At 64.4% G+C, this 16003-nt stretch carries 21 protein-coding genes; 7 read left to right on the plus strand and 14 right to left on the minus strand.

The window, feature by feature from the left end; genetic code table 11:
• Window position 1 precedes the first annotated feature (1 nt).
• The 3 genes from XI05_RS28940 to XI05_RS28950 form a co-directional block, all read right to left on the minus strand.
• Window positions 2–703, minus strand: coding sequence for a GrlR family regulatory protein (locus XI05_RS28940; protein WP_271508537.1), 702 nt, complete (start codon window positions 701–703; stop codon window positions 2–4).
• 195 nt (window positions 704–898) lie between these two features.
• Window positions 899–1933: a glutamine synthetase beta-grasp domain-containing protein gene (locus tag XI05_RS28945; protein WP_271508207.1), complete on the minus strand. Its 1035-nt coding sequence runs from the start codon at window positions 1931–1933 to the stop codon at window positions 899–901.
• A gap of 241 nt (window positions 1934–2174) precedes the next feature.
• Window positions 2175–2483, minus strand: a complete 309-nt coding sequence (locus XI05_RS28950; protein WP_271508209.1) for a hypothetical protein — start codon at window positions 2481–2483, stop codon at window positions 2175–2177.
• Here XI05_RS28950 and XI05_RS28955 point away from each other — a divergent pair.
• Window positions 2473–2676, plus strand: coding sequence for a DUF2735 domain-containing protein (locus tag XI05_RS28955; protein ID WP_172788500.1), 204 nt, complete (start codon window positions 2473–2475; stop codon window positions 2674–2676). The two genes, XI05_RS28950 and XI05_RS28955, sit on opposite strands and share 11 nt — an antisense overlap.
• A gap of 110 nt (window positions 2677–2786) precedes the next feature.
• On the opposite strand, the gene XI05_RS28960 is transcribed toward XI05_RS28955, so the two are convergent.
• On the minus strand, window positions 2787–3113 hold the full coding sequence (locus tag XI05_RS28960) for an MliC family protein (protein ID WP_271508211.1): 327 nt from the start codon (window positions 3111–3113) through the stop codon (window positions 2787–2789).
• A 71-nt stretch (window positions 3114–3184) separates the two neighbouring features.
• Between XI05_RS28960 and XI05_RS28965 the strand changes: the two genes are divergently transcribed.
• Window positions 3185–3943 (plus strand): tyrosine-protein phosphatase, encoded by a 759-nt coding sequence (locus tag XI05_RS28965; RefSeq protein ID WP_271508213.1) that lies wholly within the window; start codon window positions 3185–3187, stop codon window positions 3941–3943.
• Here the strand turns inward: XI05_RS28965 and XI05_RS28970 are convergent, their stop codons facing one another.
• Window positions 3944–4705, minus strand: coding sequence for an SGNH/GDSL hydrolase family protein (locus XI05_RS28970; RefSeq protein WP_271508214.1), 762 nt, complete (start codon window positions 4703–4705; stop codon window positions 3944–3946).
• A gap of 119 nt (window positions 4706–4824) precedes the next feature.
• On the opposite strand from XI05_RS28970, the gene XI05_RS28975 reads away from it, so the two are divergent.
• From XI05_RS28975 to XI05_RS28985, 3 genes are all read left to right on the plus strand, one after another.
• The gene (locus XI05_RS28975) at window positions 4825–5505 is read left to right on the plus strand and encodes an SDR family oxidoreductase (protein ID WP_271508215.1); all 681 of its coding nucleotides are present in this window, start codon (window positions 4825–4827) and stop codon (window positions 5503–5505) included.
• Window positions 5506–5603: 98 nt separating this feature from the next.
• Entirely contained in the window at window positions 5604–6290 is a 687-nt protein-coding gene (locus tag XI05_RS28980) for a DUF2161 domain-containing phosphodiesterase (protein WP_271508216.1), read from the plus strand.
• Window positions 6291–6385: 95 nt separating this feature from the next.
• Window positions 6386–6685: a hypothetical protein gene (locus tag XI05_RS28985; protein WP_271508217.1), complete on the plus strand. Its 300-nt coding sequence runs from the start codon at window positions 6386–6388 to the stop codon at window positions 6683–6685.
• Between the two features lie 85 nt (window positions 6686–6770).
• Here XI05_RS28985 and XI05_RS28990 read toward each other — a convergent pair whose 3' ends face one another.
• The 7 genes from XI05_RS28990 to XI05_RS29020 form a co-directional block, all read right to left on the minus strand.
• On the minus strand, window positions 6771–7376 hold the full coding sequence (locus XI05_RS28990; protein ID WP_271508220.1) for a GNAT family N-acetyltransferase: 606 nt from the start codon (window positions 7374–7376) through the stop codon (window positions 6771–6773).
• 151 nt (window positions 7377–7527) lie between these two features.
• Window positions 7528–7926 (minus strand): PaaI family thioesterase, encoded by a 399-nt coding sequence (locus XI05_RS28995; protein ID WP_271508221.1) that lies wholly within the window; start codon window positions 7924–7926, stop codon window positions 7528–7530.
• A 169-nt stretch (window positions 7927–8095) separates the two neighbouring features.
• Complete coding sequence (gene kynU / locus XI05_RS29000) at window positions 8096–9298, minus strand: kynureninase (RefSeq protein ID WP_271508222.1); 1203 nt, start codon at window positions 9296–9298, stop codon at window positions 8096–8098.
• A gap of 8 nt (window positions 9299–9306) precedes the next feature.
• Entirely contained in the window at window positions 9307–10146 is an 840-nt protein-coding gene (kynA, locus tag XI05_RS29005; protein ID WP_271508224.1) for a tryptophan 2,3-dioxygenase, read from the minus strand.
• 34 nt (window positions 10147–10180) lie between these two features.
• On the minus strand, window positions 10181–10990 hold the full coding sequence (locus XI05_RS29010) for an alpha/beta hydrolase (protein ID WP_271508226.1): 810 nt from the start codon (window positions 10988–10990) through the stop codon (window positions 10181–10183).
• 346 nt (window positions 10991–11336) lie between these two features.
• Window positions 11337–12614 carry an ArgE/DapE family deacylase gene (locus XI05_RS29015; protein WP_271508227.1) on the minus strand — a complete coding sequence of 426 codons (1278 nt, stop codon included), beginning with the start codon at window positions 12612–12614 and terminating at the stop codon, window positions 11337–11339.
• Window positions 12615–12668: 54 nt separating this feature from the next.
• The gene (locus tag XI05_RS29020) at window positions 12669–13394 is read right to left on the minus strand and encodes a pyridoxamine 5'-phosphate oxidase family protein (protein WP_271508230.1); all 726 of its coding nucleotides are present in this window, start codon (window positions 13392–13394) and stop codon (window positions 12669–12671) included.
• Between the two features lie 74 nt (window positions 13395–13468).
• Between XI05_RS29020 and pdxR the strand changes: the two genes are divergently transcribed.
• Window positions 13469–14938: a MocR-like pyridoxine biosynthesis transcription factor PdxR gene (gene pdxR, locus XI05_RS29025; RefSeq protein ID WP_271508232.1), complete on the plus strand. Its 1470-nt coding sequence runs from the start codon at window positions 13469–13471 to the stop codon at window positions 14936–14938.
• A gap of 66 nt (window positions 14939–15004) precedes the next feature.
• Window positions 15005–15250 carry a DUF6719 family protein gene (locus tag XI05_RS29030; protein ID WP_172788486.1) on the plus strand — a complete coding sequence of 82 codons (246 nt, stop codon included), beginning with the start codon at window positions 15005–15007 and terminating at the stop codon, window positions 15248–15250.
• Between the two features lie 12 nt (window positions 15251–15262).
• On the opposite strand, the gene XI05_RS29035 is transcribed toward XI05_RS29030, so the two are convergent.
• Together XI05_RS29035 and XI05_RS29040 are read right to left on the minus strand one after the other, a co-directional pair.
• Window positions 15263–15625 carry a hypothetical protein gene (locus tag XI05_RS29035; protein ID WP_025035902.1) on the minus strand — a complete coding sequence of 121 codons (363 nt, stop codon included), beginning with the start codon at window positions 15623–15625 and terminating at the stop codon, window positions 15263–15265.
• A gap of 31 nt (window positions 15626–15656) precedes the next feature.
• Window positions 15657–15821: a hypothetical protein gene (locus XI05_RS29040; protein WP_271508233.1), complete on the minus strand. Its 165-nt coding sequence runs from the start codon at window positions 15819–15821 to the stop codon at window positions 15657–15659.
• Between the last annotated feature and the right edge of the window lie 182 nt (window positions 15822–16003).

The following is a 16003-nucleotide window of genomic DNA, read 5'->3' on the forward strand; positions in this document are numbered from 1 at the left end:
ATCAGGCGCGATGCATCAGCTTGAGCGCTGCGGTCAGGCGCAAGGATCGCTTGCCGGCCAGCGCCGTCGCCTCCAGCACCGCCTGCTCCGCGTCATAGCTGCCGGAGAAGCCGATGCCGACCTCGTGGCCGCCGAAGATCGGATCGTCCTTGGCCGGCGTGTGCTCCTGGTTGAGGATCTGGCCCTTCCAGCGGCCCTTCGCGGCGGTGTAGCTGCCGAGATAGTAGAAGGCCGCATCGCCGCCGAGGATGTGGCCCTGGTTGAGCAGCATCACCCCGGTGAGCCCGCCGTCGAGGCCGTCCAGCATGCGCAGGTGGATGGAGTAGAGACCGTCGCTGATGCCGGCTTCGCCGACGCCGCCCGCGATCGGCACCTCCTCCTCGGTGATCGGCGTCATCAGCGACTGGAACGGCACGCCCGGCAGCTCCTTGAGCTCGCCCTTGAAGCGATAGAGATCGCCGTCGGCCCAGCCCTTCGCGATCAGGGTCGCATCGTCGGTGCCGGCCATGGCGCGGTAGCTCGGATCGGGATTGTGGCGGACGGTCTTGATGACGACGTCGACGCCGCTGTCGGTCTTCTCGTAGCTGCCGATATGGGCGAAAGCCGAATTGCCGCCGAGCATCTTGCCGTTGCCGGCATGCATCACGCTGCGGCCGACGGAATCGCCGAGCTGAAATCTCACCTTGTAGAAGCCTTCAAACACCAGCCGTGTCCCCGGCTCTGCGCGCATCCGGATGCACTCTATCCCGCTTTCGGCGGCGATGGACAAGTTTCGCGGCGCCGGGGCCGACAGGCAGAGGAACAGCTGTCATCACAATGCAAAAATCCGCCGGAGCTTGTCGCTCCGGCGGATTGAATGCCAACCCGGGCCAGCCCCCCAGCCCGGGCCGGGAGGATCTTAGGCCGCGGCCTTCTTGTCGGTCGGCACGGACGAGATCGTCTTCAGGATCTGCGAAGCGATCTGGTAGGGGTCGCCTTGCGAGTTCGGACGGCGGTCTTCCAGATAGCCCTTGTAGCCGTTGTTGACGAAGGAGTGCGGAACGCGGATCGAAGCGCCACGATCGGCAACGCCGTAGCTGAACTTGTTCCACGGCGCGGTCTCGTGCTTGCCGGTCAGACGCTTGTCGTTGTCCGGGCCGTAGACGGCGATGTGGTCCATCAGGTTCTTGTCGAACTCGGCCATCAGCGCCTCGAAGTACTCCTTGCCGCCGACCGTACGCATGTACTCGGTGGAGAAGTTGGCGTGCATGCCCGAGCCATTCCAGTCGGTATCGCCGAGCGGCTTGCAGTGGAATTCGATGTCGATGCCATACTTCTCGGTAAGGCGCAGCATCAGGTAGCGGGCCATCCACATTTCGTCAGCGGCCTTCTTGGAGCCCTTGCCGAAAATCTGGAATTCCCACTGGCCCTTGGCGACTTCGGCGTTGATGCCCTCATGGTTGATGCCGGCGGCCAAGCAGAGGTCGAGATGCTCTTCGACGATCTTGCGGGCGACGTCGCCGACGTTCGAGTAGCCGACGCCGGTGTAGTACGGGCCCTGCGGAGCCGGATAGCCCGACTCGGGGAAGCCGAGCGGACGGCCGTTCTTGTAGAAGAAGTACTCCTGCTCGAAGCCGAACCAGGCGCCGGCGTCGTCGAGGATGGTGGCGCGCTTGTTGGAGGCGTGCGGGGTCTTGCCATCGGGCATCATGACTTCGCACATCACCAGCACGCCGTTGGTGCGCGCACCGTCCGGGAACACGGCGACCGGCTTCAGCACGCAATCGGAGCTGTGGCCTTCGGCCTGCTGGGTCGAGGAGCCGTCGAAGCCCCAGAGCGGAAGCTGCTCGAGCGTCGGGAACGACGCGAATTCCTTGATCTGAGTTTTGCCGCGCAAATTCGGAGTCGGCGTATATCCGTCGAGCCAGATGTACTCGAGCTTGTACTTGGTCATTGAGCCTCTCTGTAGATGATGCGAAAGGTTGGGGGCCTGGAGGCCCCCGCACGTTTTGTACCCGGCCATCATCGGCCGGCCCTTCCCAAGCATTTAGCGTGCCAAAAGGCCGCAGAACGGGCGGTTTTCAACTGCTTCCGGCTCCTCCTCGCCGCGGGCGAGGCCTCCACGGCACCGTGCGTCATAGGCGCGCACCTTGACCTGAAGCTGCACTGCAAAAATCCCGCAGAAAACGCCCGATTCAGAAGCAGCTGACACCGCCCCGCGCGTTGCCGATGAAACGCGCATCAACGTCCGGTAACTTTTGCAAACTCCCCCACCCCTCCCCAGCAACCTTCGGAATGGCCCACGCGTTGGTCAGCGGCAGCGTGCCTTCGAGGATGCAGAAGGCTGCCTGCCTACAAATTGGGCGGAAACTGATTTCCTTTTCAGCACTTTCCAATCCGGGACGAGGGGCCGATATGGGGATTCCAGTAACCACAATCGAACGAGTCGGGCGCACCATGGAGGCCAAGGCGCTTCGACCAAGGAGAATCGCAATGATGAACAATGGTCTGAGTCACGGATCTGCAAAGATCTATCAATTCCCCGTCGGCGGCCGTGCGGCCCTCGCCGGACGCCGCTATGGCGAGACCCGCTTTCCCGCCGATCAGGCTTCGCTGCCAGCGAACGTCTCGATCTGCAGCGACAGCTGGTACCACCAGGACGCGGTCGACGAAGCCAAGCCCAAATGGGAACGCTGATGCCAGCTGCTGGTCCGACAGTGCCAGGCTCTCGCAACCGGCCGGCGGCAGTTTGAACAAGGGTCGAAACAACGGCGTTTCGGCCCTTTTCGATTCCAGGCGCCCCCGGGCTAGATCCCGGACTTTTCGACCACCGCGCAGGCGGTAACCGGCCGTTTCAGATGCTTGACCGTAGCGGGGCCGGACTTGGGAATCCTCAGCGTGACTCCTGCCCCCGAATAGCGCGCCCCCGAAACCGCCAGCCGCTTGGCGAGCGCGACAGGCTCGCCGTCGATCTGGAGGAAGGCGCGCTTGTCGCCGTCATAAAACCCGACGATGAACTGCGTACCATCGGCGCAGCGATAGGCTTGGAAGGTCTGCGCATCGGCCTGCCGCCCACCGAGCGTTCCGCCCGCCAGCATGCTGACCGTCAAAACAATGGCCTTGTGCCGGCCCATGATCGCCCCCTGTAATAGACCGCAAGGACGCCGAACGTGCATCCGGTGGAACCATAACCCAAGCTGATCCCATGCAAGACTCCTCCCTCAAGGACTCCCCTGCCCGTCATCTCGCCCTCCAGGGTGCCAGCAATTTCCGCGACCTCGGCGGCTACCCGACCGCCGATGGCCGCACCACGCGCTGGCGGCACATTTTCCGCTCCAACCATCTCGGCCAGCTCACCGCGGCCGACGTCGAGATCGTCCGCGCGCTCGGCGTGCGCAGCGCCTTCGATTTCCGCGGTGTCGAGGAGCGCGCGGCCGGCATCTGCGTCGTGAACGAGATCACGGTGCATTCGCTGCCGATCGAGCCGACCGTCGTGGCCGGGCTGCGCGCCGAGCTCGCGAAGGGCACGCTGACCGCGGCTGTGGCGCTCGAACTCATGCGCGAATCCTATCGCAACTATGTCCGCCACAACACGCACAGCTTCCGCGCGCTGTTCGGCCATCTGCTGGAAGACCGCGCGCCGCTCGTGATCCACTGCACCGCCGGCAAGGACCGCACCGGTTTTGCCAGCGCGCTGATCCTGCACGCGCTGGGCGTGGCGGACGATGTCATTGCGGAGGACTACCTCTTGACCAACCGGCACTACAAGCGCGACCCGTCGAACGCCTCCGATCTGCCCGCCGATGTCCTCGACGCGATCGGCAGCGTCGAGGCCTCTTACCTGGCGGCCGCTTTCGAAGCGGTCGGCCGCGAATATGGCGATCTCGAAACCTATTTGCGCGACGGGCTCAAGCTCGGCACGGCAGAGCGCACCGCACTGAAGGAGCGTTATCTGCAAGCGTGATCAGGGCTTCACTCCGGCCGATAAACAGCCCGCCGAGCTGGTCGCATCGGTGATCGCCTTGCACAGCGCTTGTGAAACCTGGAGCGTGCTCCAGTCGCTCTGATGAAGCATGTCGGGGCGATCGGTCGGATCGAGCATCTGCTCGAATGACACGCCGTTCTGCACATGCCAATGCCGCATCAAGGCCCAACGCTGGAACAGGTTTACCTTCGCGGCTTTTGCGATCTCGCGGATCGCCAACACGATCTCTTCGGAGAGCTCGGCGCAGTCGTCCCGAAGCATGGCGGTCACGTATTGCGGATCGATCAACACGACATCGATCGCAGACTCACGCCACTGAAGCAATTGCTGCACCCCGTCGGTGATCGCGTCCACGACATCCTTGAACTTGTCCTTGTACTTGTACTTCTCCTTGTGAAAAACAGCGTTGGTCCCGACCTGCCAGAGCACCAGCGACGGGGCGTCGCGAAAGATGTCGGACTTGAAGCGATCGAGCTCTTCCGGCGCCTCCTGCCCGCCCTTGCCGCGGTTCAACACGTCGATCCGTACGTTCGGCAACGGTTCTGCGTAATGCCGCCTCAGATACATTTCGAGACGATAAGGGTAAGGCACAACGTCCTCTCGCCCGGCCGTCGAAGACGACCCCATCGCCACGACACGTACTGGCCCTTGTCCGTGCAGCGCGTCGTAGAAATGTCGCAGCGGATGTTCGAGCTTGATGATGCCTTGGGGAAAGTCCACGGCCGGCAGACTCTCGGACATATCGATCCCCTCCCGCCATCCAAGGTTGCAGCGATCATTCAGCCTTGAAGCCGCCGCCATTGCAAGTCCAATTCGGACCGCGCAATAGTCGGCGCAGTTTCGACGGACGGAGAAGGACCGTGCAGGGAAAAGTGATCATCGTGACCGGTGCGCTTGGTGCACTCGGCAAGGTCGTTGCCGAGACCGCGCAGTCGCGCGGCGCGCGGATCGCCGGCATCGATCACGCGCCCTCGCAATTGTCAGCGACGCCCGAACACATCGTGATGGGCGGCGTCGACCTGTCCGACGCGGCGCAAGCGAAGAATGCCGTCGATGCGGCCGCAAAGCATTTCGGCCGACTCGACGCGCTGATCAACATCGCCGGCGGCTTCGCCTTCGAGACCGTCGGCGACGGCGACATCGCGACGTGGCAGCGCATGCACGCGCTGAACGTCCTGACGGCGCTCAACGCCTCGCGCGCGGCGCTGCCGCACCTCGCCAAGTCCCCGGCCGGCCGCATCGTCAATATCGGCGCCATGGGCGCGCTGCAGGCCGGCAGCGGCATGGGCCCCTATGCCGCGTCGAAAGCCGGCGTGCATCGCCTGACCGAGGCGCTCGCCAACGAGTGGAAGGTCAAGGTTACCGTCAACGCCGTGCTGCCCTCGATCATCGATACCGCGGCCAACCGCGCCGACATGCCGAAAGCCGACTTTTCCAAATGGGTGACGCCACAGGAACTCGCCGAAGTGATCCTGTTCCTCGCCAGCGATGCCGCCAGCGGCGTCACCGGGGCCCTGATCCCGGTCGGCGGCCGGGTCTAATCGCGTTCCGATCCGAACGTTAGGGACATCGGCTCCGATTCAATAGGGGCCGAGAAGGCTCTAGACTGTCTGCAACTGATTCTCCGATCGGACGTCCCTTGGAAACCGCGCTTTACCTCCCCGTCAAACGCTTCCTCGAAGAGCTCGGCTTCACGGTCAAGGGCGAGATCGGCGGCTGCGATCTCGTCGGCCTCAGCGCCGGCGATCCACCCGTCGTGGTGATCGGCGAGCTCAAGCTTGCCTTCAATCTCGAGCTGATCCTGCAGGCGGTCGATCGCGCGCCGGCCGGCGACGAGGTCTGGATCGCAGCGAAGATGTCCGCGCGCGGCAAGGGGCGCGAGAGCGATGCGCGCTATCGCAATCTCTGCCGCCGCCTCGGCTTCGGCATGCTTGGCGTGACCGATCGCGGCCAGGTCGAAGTGCTGGTGAAGCCGCCGACCGCGGCGCCGCGCCGCGAGCCGAAGGTGCGCTCGCGTCTGGTTGCCGAGCATCAGCGCCGCCAGGGCGATCCCGCGCTTGGCGGCAGCACCCGCGCACCGATCATGACGGCCTATCGCCAGCAGGCGCTGGCCTGCGCGGCGGCGCTTGCCGAGGGGCCGAAACAGGTGCGGGCGCTGCGCGAACGCTGCCCCGATGCCGGCAAGATCTTGCTTAACAATGTGTATGGCTGGTTCGAACGCGCTGAGCGCGGAATCTACCGGCTCACCGAAGCCGGACAGGCCGCCCTGAAGCGTTGGCCCCAGCAACGGGTGGAGGCCGGCGCAGGTGCTGCGTCACCGCTGTGACACCAGACCGGTGCATAGCTGAGATGCCACACCGATTTCATATTGCAATGCAACATTGGCGGCACTAGGTATCCCGGCATCAAGATGAGGCCGTTATGAGCGCAGACTGGAATACCAAATATGGCACGCGGCGCGTCCGCCACGATCCTCCGACCCTGGACGAGGCGATCTTCGCTGCTATCGGCATCACCGACGACCAGGCACAGCAGGCCGAGATCGCCGCCGCCTTGATGGGGATGCCGCTCGACGTCGTCCAGGCCGAGGTGAAGAAGCAGGGCCGCACCAACAGCCGCATCACGGCGACGCGCGTGATCGCCGGCGAACAGGGCGCGCAGCGCTCCGTGGTGGTCGAACGCCGCGTTGTCCGCCGCTTCGGCGCCGCCACACGCAGCTGAGCATCCATTTCATCTCATCGCATGGAACACGAAAGCGGACCGGCCTGGCCGGTCCGCTTTGTGATTCCCGTGCGCAATTTCCGGGCTATGCAGCCCGATTGCCGTACATGCTCGAGATCAGCTTCCAGCACGTGCTGTTGAAGCTGAGAAGAGCACGTCCGGCCGTGAACGGCGAGGCCGCGAGGTCGGCAAGTTCGGCCTCGGGCGTCTTGGCGAGGTCGATCGTGCCGGTCGATTCGCCGTGGCGGAAAGCCAGATGGGCCCCGAACTTCCTGGCCAGCGCCCGCATCGGGTGATTCTCGGCACCCGTCGTGATGCGCAGCCGCTTGTAGCCCTTCCAGCGCGCCTCCGCGATCAGGCGACGGAACAGCACCGTGCCGACGCCCTGGCGGCGTGCGGAGGCTTCCACGCTGAAAGCGACCTCCGGCAAGGAATCGTCCTCCGGCGGATGCAGCTCGGCCGCACCGCGCACCATGCCGTCGACCATATAGGCAACGATCACGGTGCCGTCCTCGGCGCAGCGGGCGGCGTAGCGCTCGATGAAGCTGTCGTCGAGAAAGCCGTTGAAACGGTCGTGCCGGCTGGCGGCATCGAGCCTCAGCAGGTGATCGCGCAGGAGCGGCAATTCTTCCTGCTGGATCAAGGTCCGTACATAGCCGGGAACGGTACGGACGGTGTCTTCAAGTACCACGTCAGAAACTCCTCTTGGTGTCCCTCGAGGAGGCGTTCGAATCCCTAGGCCCCCAATATTGTGCATCGCACCATGATTTTCAAGACGGGAACCTGCCCAAGATTCGGGCACCGGCCGCGACTAATTCGCTAATACAATCAAAAAGCTGTAGTCACAGTACCAGCTGCGTCTGGGTCACCACCGCAACCAGCTTGCCGTCCTCGGTTTCCAGCCGGGTGGTCCAGACCTGGGTCCGCCGGCCCCGGTGCACCGGGGTGGCGGTAGCGATGATTGTGGCCCCCTCCTTCGCCCCGCCGATGAAATTGGTCTTGCTCTCCAGCGTGGTCGTTCCCTTGGCGTCCTCGGGCAGATTGATCACGGTCGCCGCCGCGCCGACGGAATCGGCCAGCGCCATCACGGCCCCGCCGTGGATGGTGTGGTGCAGCGTGCAGAGATTGGCCCGAACGGCCATCCGCGCCACCACGCGGTCCTTCTCCGCCTCGACAAACTCGACGCCCTTGAGCTCGGCGAACGGCATCTTCATCGCTTTAAGTTTCTCGAGCGGCGTCATCGGAACTGCTCCCAATTGGTTGTTGTCTCAGCGTGAATTGCCCCGCGCGGCGAAGCAATGACGTCCGAGGTAATGGCGGTGCTCACGTCCTCACGCAATGCCATACTCTCGTGTCCCGGACGCGCTGCAGCGCGAAGCGTTGCTGCGCAGAGCCTGGCACGAGACCGCCTCACGTCACCGCGTTCACGACCTGGTACTCCGGCCGTCGCCACACCTCCCCTGAAATCACCTCTTCGATGATCTCCGCCGCCCGGATGATCTCATTCTCTCCGACATAGAGCGGCGTCAGGCCGAACCGCATGATATCAGGCGCGCGGAAATCGCCGATGACGCCACGGGCGATCAGGGCCTGCATCGCGGCGTAGCCGCCGTCGAAGGCGAACGAGACTTGCGAGCCGCGGCGCTCATGGTCGCGCGGGGTCACCAGCTTGAGCTGCGGACAACGGCGCTCGACTTCACTGATCAGAAGATCACCCAGCACCAGCGAACGCGCGCGAACCTCCGCGATATCGACTTTGTCCCAAATGTCGAGCGAGGCCTCCAGCGCCGCCATGGCCAGCACCGGCGGCGTGCCGACGCGCATGCGTTCGACGCCGCCCGCGGCCGCATAGGCAAGCTCGAACGCAAACGGTTTTGCGTGGCCCATCCACCCCGACAGAGCGGCGCGAGCGCTGTCGGCATGACGCGGCGCGACATAGAGGAAGGCCGGCGCGCCAGGGCCCGCGTTGAGATATTTGTAGGTACACCCCGCGGCGAAATCGGCGCCGCTCCCGCCGAGATCGACCGGCAGCGCGCCGGCGGAATGGGCGAGATCCCAGACGGTGACGATGCCGAGCGCATGCGCTCTCGCGGTGAGCTTTGCCATGTCGTGGCGACGGCCGGTGCGGTAGTCGACCTCGGTGATGTACAGAACGGCGATCTCCTCGGACAACACGCCCTCGATCTCCTCAGGTGCCACCAGACGCAATTGATGGCCGCGCCCAAGCGTCGCGATCAGGCCCTCTGCCATGTAGAGGTCGGTCGGGAAGTTGCCGGTGTCCGACAGGACGATCTTGCGGGACGGGGTCATGTCGAGCGCGGCGGCGAGTGCCTGATAGACCTTCAGGGACAGCGTGTCTCCGACCATCACCGAGCCGGCCTCCGCACCGATCAACCGCGCGATGCGATTGCCGAGATGGCGCGGCTGGACATACCAGCCTGCGGTGTTCCAGGCGCGGATCAGCTCGTTGCCCCACTCCTCGGTGATCACGCGGTTGACTCGCTCGGCAACGCCCAGCGGCAGCGCACCGAGCGAATTGCCGTCGAGATAAATCAGGCCGTCAGGCAAATGGAACAACGCTTTGGTGTCGTCGTAGACGCGAAGCCTGGTCATGGACATCCCTACAGAATCGTACGCACGCGCCAGAGCTCGGGAAACAGCTCGACCTCGAGCATGCGCTTCAGATAACTGACGCCGCCAGTGCCGCCGGTACCACGCTTGAAGCCGATGACGCGCTCGACTGTGGTGACGTGGTTGAAGCGCCAGCGCCGGAAATAGTCCTCGAAATCGACCAGCTTCTCGGCCAGCTCGTAGAGCATCCAGTGCGTCTCCGGCGCCTCGTAGACGATACGCCAGGCCTGCAGCACGCCTTCGTTGAAGCTGTGTGTCTCGCGAACATCGCGCGCCAGCACCGCCGCAGGCATCTTGAGCCCGTTGCGGTCGGCGAGCCGCAGCACCTCGTCATAGAGGCTTGGCGTCGCGAGCTCGGCTTCGAGCAGCTTGACCGTCTCGGCATCGTGCGAGTGCTGCTTCAGCATGGCGTGGTTGCGGTTGCCGAGCAGGAATTCGATCAGCCGGTACTGGCGTGACTGGAACCCCGAGGATTGACCGAGCTGCGAGCGGAAGCGGGTATACTCGCTGGGCGTCATGGTCCGGAGTACGTCCCAGGCGTTGTTGAGCTGCTCGAAGATGCGCGACATCCGTGCCAGCATCTTCATCGCGGGAGCAACCTCGTCTTTGGCGATCGCACGGCGCGCAGCGCTGAGCTCGTGGATGGCGAGCCGCATCCACAGCTCCGTGGTCTGATGCTGGATGATGAACAGCATCTCGTCATGCGCCTCCGACAGCGGGTGCTGCGCGCCAAGAATCGCATCCAGCGCAAGGTAGTCGCCATAGGACATGCGCCGGGCGAAATCGGTCTCGGCTCCTTCGCTTGCAGGATCGTAATCGCGGGACGTCATGGCGGGTCCTTTCGATCGATCTTCCCGGCTTTGCTCAGTCGAGGCCGATCAGGCGGGCAGTGATCGGCGAGGACGGGTCCTTCAGCCCGTCAATCACGGTAAAATGGTTGAGACCGGGATCGATGACGAGGTGCGTCGGCACGTCGAAGCCGGTCCAGATATTGGCCATCAGATCGGACTGGCGGATGAATTCGGGCCGCTCGCTGCCGCCGACCCAGGCCGTTACGGGCGAATGCCCCCGCGGCAGATGCAGCGCCGCGCTTTCGAGGCTCGCCTCCTCCATGGTCATGCGCAGCGTGTCGTTCATCTTCGTCTTGAGCAGCGGACGCAGATCATGCAGGCCGCTGATCGAGAGCGTGCCGGCGATGCGGTTGAAGACAGCAGACTCGAGCCGGCTGTCGTCGCACAGCATGCGCGTGACGAGATGGCCGCCGGCGGAATGGCCGGCGAGCCGGATCGGCCCTGAGACCAGCGATGCGGCTTTGGCGATCGCGGCGGTGATTTCCGCGGTGATATCGGAGATGCGTGCAGCCGGCGCCAGCGTGTAGCTCGGCAGCGCCACCGTCCAGCCATGATGCCGCGCACCTTCGGCGAGGTCGGTCCAGGCCGACTTGTCGAAGCGCATCCAGTAGCCGCCATGAACGAAGACGACGAGACCCTTGCTATCGCCGTCAGGCAGGATCAGGTCGAGCTTTTGGCGCTCGCCGGCGCCGTAGGCGATGTCGGGACGAAATTCCTTCAGCCCGGCGCGGTAGGCCGCCGCCTGCTCCGCCCACAGCACCGGCATCTTGTCCGAGCCCGGGATATGGGCCGAATTGGCGTAAGCGTCATCCCAATCGCGCATCGTTGCTCCCGAGGACTCGTCCAACGAACCGGACGCCAGTCTGCCACCGGGACGCCGGCTATCCTAGTCTTTCTTTTAAGCTTAAAGGAGTTGGCGAAGCCCGTGTTTCGGGCACAGGGCGGCAAGATGGTTCTTCTCACCCTGAGGAGCCTCGAAGCGGCGTCTCGAAGGGCGAGGCCACCGGCCGTGCCTTCATGCTTCGAGACGCTTGCTCCGCAAGCTCCTCAGGATGAGCACCTAACCGCCGTTCCGTCATTGCGAGGAGCGCAGCGACGAAGCAATCCAGGCTGCCGCCGCCGAGAGATGCTGGATTGCTTCGCTGCGCTCGCAATGACGGCGGAGAGGCCTACGCCTTCTCCAGCCCGCACCATTCCGCGATGAACAGCGCCATCGCCTTGGTCGCCTTCTTCAACGACTCCAGATCGACGAACTCGTTGAAGCCGTGCATCTCGCCTCCGCTGGCACCAAAGCAGAGGCTCGGGATGCCGTGGTTGAGGCCGTAGAAGCGCGTGTCGGTCAGTGCCGTGAAGACGAGATCCTCTGGCGCGCCGCCATAGACCCTGTTGAAGGCCTTGCCGAACGCAGCCTCGGGCTCCCTAGCATTGGTCAGCTCATAGCCTTCCGAGAGGAAGCCGGACCATTCGACCTGCGGCGGATTGTTGGCGAGGAAGCGGTGGTTGCGCGAAGCGGCGGCGACGCAAGCCATGATCTCCTTCTGGTGATCGGCGATCGACCAGCCCGGCAACACCGCAATCCGGCAGTCGACATCGCACCAGGCCGGCACGCTGGAGGCCCAGTCGCCGCCCTTGATGACGCCGGCGTTGAAGTTGACGGGATGGTCGATCGTCTTGAAGTGACGGTCGGCCTTGGCGCGCTCGTTCCATTCGATCTCGAGCTTCTGCAGCGCCTGGATCAGGTGATACGCCGCCATGATGGCGTTCGCGCCGGAGCCTGCGAAGGCGACGTGGGTCGGGTGTCCCTTCACGCGGAGGCGAAACCAGATCACGCCAACCTGCGATCGCACCATCTTGCCGCCGGTCGGCTCCGGAATGAAGCAGGCGTCCGCGCGATAGCCGCGCTGCAGGGTGGACAGTGCGCCGACGCCGGTGCTCTCCTCCTCGATCACCGATTGAAAATGGATCCGCGCCGTCGGCCTGAAGCCAGCCGCCTTGATCGCATCCAGCGCATAGAGCGCACCAATCGTCCCGGACTTCATGTCGCAGGCACCGCGGCCGAACATCCTGCCGTCCTTGATGACCGGCGAGAATGGCGGCGTATCCCACAATTCCAGCGGACCCGCCGGCACCACATCGCAGTGCCCCTGCAGGATCAGCGACTTGCCGCCGTTGGTTCGCGGGCGGTAAGTGCCCACCACGGATCGCGCCTTCGAGAAGTCGTGCTCGATCGGGCCGAAGCCGCGCAGATCTTTCAAATCGTCGACATCGATATGCCAGTCGTCGACCTCGTAGCCGCGTTCCCGCAGGAGATCGCCGATCATGTCCTGGCAGGGTCCCTCCGCCCCGCGGGTCGAAGGGATCGCGACGAAATCGCTTGTAGTTGCAAGCTGAGCTTCGAAGCCGTTGTCGATGGCGTCTAGAATCCTCTGCTGCGTTTCGGCATTCATTCGGGCGACTCCAGACATTCCAATGGTCCCTAGGAGCGCGCAAACTAGCCGATTTCAGCCGTTCGGGTACTCCAGAAAATATGCATCCCGCAATGCATCTTCGAGCAGCCGGCCTTCGGAATAGCCGTTCAGCGTCGCAGGCCGGCTCACACCATCGAGCAGGCGCGGGCACGGTTCCGGGGCGCCGAGCACGGTACGGACCGGAATGCGCTCCGCATAGATTGGCAAGGCGTAGTCCTCGTCGTCGTCGGCGACACCCTTGCTCCGGATCTTGGCCGAAGCTTCCTCGATTTCCATTGCGATGAACGACGTTGCCTTGATCTCCTGTGTGGTGCTCTGTCGCAGGCCGGAGGTGCGATCCGGGAAGAAGCGATCGACCATCGCGATCACCGCCCGCTCCTTCTCATCGGGGTCGGTGACGAGATAGGCCGTGCCGAACGCCATGACGGCGCGGTAGTCGGCGGAATGGTTGAAGCCGCAGCGCGCCAGCACGAGGCTGTCGAGATGGGCGACCGTCAGGCAGACGCGCTCGCCCCTGCTCTGGTTGCGCAGCATGCGGCTGGCGCTCGATCCGTGCCAGTAGAGCTTGGTGCCCTCGCGCCAGAAGAAGGTCGGCGTGCAAAAGGGCTGGCCGTCGATCGCGTAGGAGACGTGGCACAGCATCGAGGAATCCAGGATGCGATGAACCGTGTCGTGATCATAGAAGCCGCGGTCGTGCCGGCGCTTCACCTGGTTGCGTGCCGATGTCGGATAGGAAGTCGAGGTCTCGGTCTGGCTCACGGCCGCTCCTGCTCGGATGGAGGAAATCCGGAGCAGTTGTAGCGGCGCATTTGGTCTGCGATAGTTCCAATTCCATGCAAAAAATTCCGACCAATTCATCCTCCCGAGCCAAGCCCGAGCTTCCGCTCGATCTCGCCGGCCCTCACGTCACGGCCAGCGCATCCGCCGCGCACCGGCTCTATCAGGCGCTGTGCGAGATGATCGTCTCCGGTCTGGTCAAGCCGGGCGAGCCGCTGCCGCCGTCGCGGACGCTAGCCAGGCAGACCGGCTTCCGCCGCAACGCCGTCGTCACCGCCTATGAGCGCCTGATCGCCGACGGCTTTGCCGACGCAACGGTCGGCTCCGGAACGTTCGTCGCGGCGCGTATCCCCAAGCGCGCCGCCGAGCCCAACAAGCCGAAGGTGGTTCTCGAAGCGCCAAAGCAGGGCGCGTTTGCGCTCGGCTGTACCCATATCGACGAACGCGCCTTGCAGCGCTTTCGCGCTTTCGTCGGCCGCCGCATGCGCGCATTCGGATCGGAGCACCTGCATTATGGCGACCCTCGCGGCAGCCGCGAGCTGCGTGTGGCGATCGCCGACCATCTGTTGTCCGCGCGCGGATTGCGTTGCGATCCCGACCAGATCATGCTGACCTCGGGCACGCTACACGCGCTGCGCATCGTGCTGAGCGCGATCCTGAAATCCAGGGACCAGGTCTGGTGCGAGGACCCGGGCTATCCCGCCGCCCGAAAAACCGTCGCCCATTGCGGCTATCGCACCGTGCCTGTCCCGGTGGACGAGCAAGGGATGCGCGTCGCCAAAGGCCGGATCGCGGCGCCGTCCGCACGGGCGGCCTACGTCACGCCATCGCACCAGTTTCCGCTTGGCGTGCAGATGTCGATGCCGCGGCGGCTCGAGCTACTGGATTGGGCGAAGCAGGCCGGCGCATTCGTGCTCGAGGACGATTACGACAGCGAGTTCCGCTATGACGGCGCGCCGCTGATGTCGCTCGCCGGCATCGATCGTCTCCAGCGCGTGATCTATCTCGGCACGTTCGCCAAGACGCTGTTTCCGGGTCTGCGCATCGGTTATTGCGCCCTGCCCGAACGCCTGATCGCGGACGTGACGGCAGCGCGCGCGGCGCTTGACCGCTTTCCCGGCACACTGATCGAGGGCGCGGTGGCGGACATGCTCAATTCCGGCGCCTTCGCCGCGAACCTGAAACGCGTGCGAAAACTGTATCGCGAGGCGCGCGACGTGCTCGCCGAGACGCTGGAAGTCGCATCCGATGGCGCGCTTTCGGTGCCGGTGCCCTCACAGGGACTGCATCTTGTCGCCCGGTTCGATCCTGCCGTCGATCCGGCGGTTGCGGTGCATGCCAAGCAGGCGGCCGGCGCCGAAGGCTGGCTATTGGCCGACACCTATTCGCGCGGGCGTCCCCTCCCCGGCTTCGTGCTGGGATTTTCCGGGCATCCCATGCCACAGCTCGTGGCCTCCGCCGAACGTCTCGCAAGGGAATCGCGCGCAGCATTGGGCGCCAGGGGAAAATCGGCCCGCCGCGCGTGACGAAGCTTCACTATCAGAATCGCCCGCCGCTCCCTAGATTGCGGCATCGATCCGGGACCTCACATCATGCCGCTGCGCCACGCGACCTGCCTTTCGTTGCTGATCGCCATCGCGCTTGCCTCGACCGCAAGCGCCGCCACCATCGGACGCGAGCAGGACATCGGCGATCTCAAGCTCGGCCAACGTGTGCTCGTGGATGACGGAACCTGCCCCGCCGGCCAGGTCAGGGAAGTGCGCGGCGCGAAGATGACCGACAAGGGAGTCTCGCGCACGAGCTCCTGCGTGCCGCGGCACGGACCGAAAACGAAGTGAGGATCCGGGAAGCTATTTCGCCGGATCGAACATGCACTGCAGGGTCGGTTTGGCGATCTTGGTGAAGGTCGGGCCGATCTCACTCTGCTTGGAGGCCGGCACCCAATCGGTCTCGATGGTGGGCACGCCGGTCTCGCTGATGCCCCGCAGCAGCGCTTCGCGCAGATCGCGATCCTCGACGGCCGCGGCGGCGTGATCGTGCAGGCAGCCACAGACCTCCTCCGGATGCTCCCAGCGGCCGAGCATGCGCGGCGCGCACTGGCGAACGAATTCGCCGCGCGGATCGGGTAGCCTGGAAGGTGAGCGGACCTGCGCCTGAACGGAGCTGATCGTCAGGAGGGACACGAACGCTGCGGCGCAGAGACGAAGCAACATGATGGGCTATGCCGGCTGTTGTTGTGTGCGGTCAGAAGCGCGCAGCGATCATGATCGGCTGAGCGGCCGGAACCGCAACGGGCGAGCCGCTGTACTGGAAGGTGCCGACACCGGGCAGATTGCCATCGGGCGCGCCCGCCAATGAGGAGCCAGCGAGGACCAGACCGAAAGCAAGGATGAAGCTGAGCGCGCGCATGATGTGTGTCCCAATTCGGTGGCCGGCGGTACGCCGTCGTCGTTATGAGCCTGATAACCATGGGCGGTTTCGCCCGTGATGCGCGAAAAGCTGAAAATGGTTTCGTCTTCGTGAGAATTGTTTCGTCCCGGGCGCGGCGACGAAACAATTCGCGGAAAATGCCAGTTATTTCAGACAGGTCT

This window comes from Bradyrhizobium sp. CCBAU 11357 (genome assembly GCF_028128865.1).
In the GTDB taxonomy this organism is placed as follows: domain Bacteria; phylum Pseudomonadota; class Alphaproteobacteria; order Rhizobiales; family Xanthobacteraceae; genus Bradyrhizobium.

Bases quoted from the DNA above. Each gene is read 5' to 3' on its own strand.
- XI05_RS28945 (WP_271508207.1), bottom strand. From the start codon at position 1,933: ATGACCAAGTACAAGCTCGAGTACATCTGGCTCGACGGATATACGCCG.
- XI05_RS28955 (WP_172788500.1), top strand. From the start codon at position 2,473: ATGATGAACAATGGTCTGAGTCACGGATCTGCAAAGATCTATCAATTC.
- XI05_RS28960 (WP_271508211.1), bottom strand. From the start codon at position 3,113: ATGGGCCGGCACAAGGCCATTGTTTTGACGGTCAGCATGCTGGCGGGC.
- XI05_RS28965 (WP_271508213.1), top strand. From the start codon at position 3,185: ATGCAAGACTCCTCCCTCAAGGACTCCCCTGCCCGTCATCTCGCCCTC.
- XI05_RS28970 (WP_271508214.1), bottom strand. From the start codon at position 4,705: ATGTCCGAGAGTCTGCCGGCCGTGGACTTTCCCCAAGGCATCATCAAG.
- XI05_RS28985 (WP_271508217.1), top strand. From the start codon at position 6,386: ATGAGCGCAGACTGGAATACCAAATATGGCACGCGGCGCGTCCGCCAC.
- XI05_RS28995 (WP_271508221.1), bottom strand. From the start codon at position 7,926: ATGACGCCGCTCGAGAAACTTAAAGCGATGAAGATGCCGTTCGCCGAG.
- kynU (WP_271508222.1), bottom strand. From the start codon at position 9,298: ATGACCAGGCTTCGCGTCTACGACGACACCAAAGCGTTGTTCCATTTG.
- kynA (WP_271508224.1), bottom strand. From the start codon at position 10,146: ATGACGTCCCGCGATTACGATCCTGCAAGCGAAGGAGCCGAGACCGAT.
- XI05_RS29010 (WP_271508226.1), bottom strand. From the start codon at position 10,990: ATGCGCGATTGGGATGACGCTTACGCCAATTCGGCCCATATCCCGGGC.
- XI05_RS29015 (WP_271508227.1), bottom strand. From the start codon at position 12,614: ATGAATGCCGAAACGCAGCAGAGGATTCTAGACGCCATCGACAACGGC.
- pdxR (WP_271508232.1), top strand. From the start codon at position 13,469: ATGCAAAAAATTCCGACCAATTCATCCTCCCGAGCCAAGCCCGAGCTT.
- XI05_RS29030 (WP_172788486.1), top strand. From the start codon at position 15,005: ATGCCGCTGCGCCACGCGACCTGCCTTTCGTTGCTGATCGCCATCGCG.
- XI05_RS29035 (WP_025035902.1), bottom strand. From the start codon at position 15,625: ATGTTGCTTCGTCTCTGCGCCGCAGCGTTCGTGTCCCTCCTGACGATC.
- XI05_RS29040 (WP_271508233.1), bottom strand. From the start codon at position 15,821: ATGCGCGCGCTCAGCTTCATCCTTGCTTTCGGTCTGGTCCTCGCTGGC.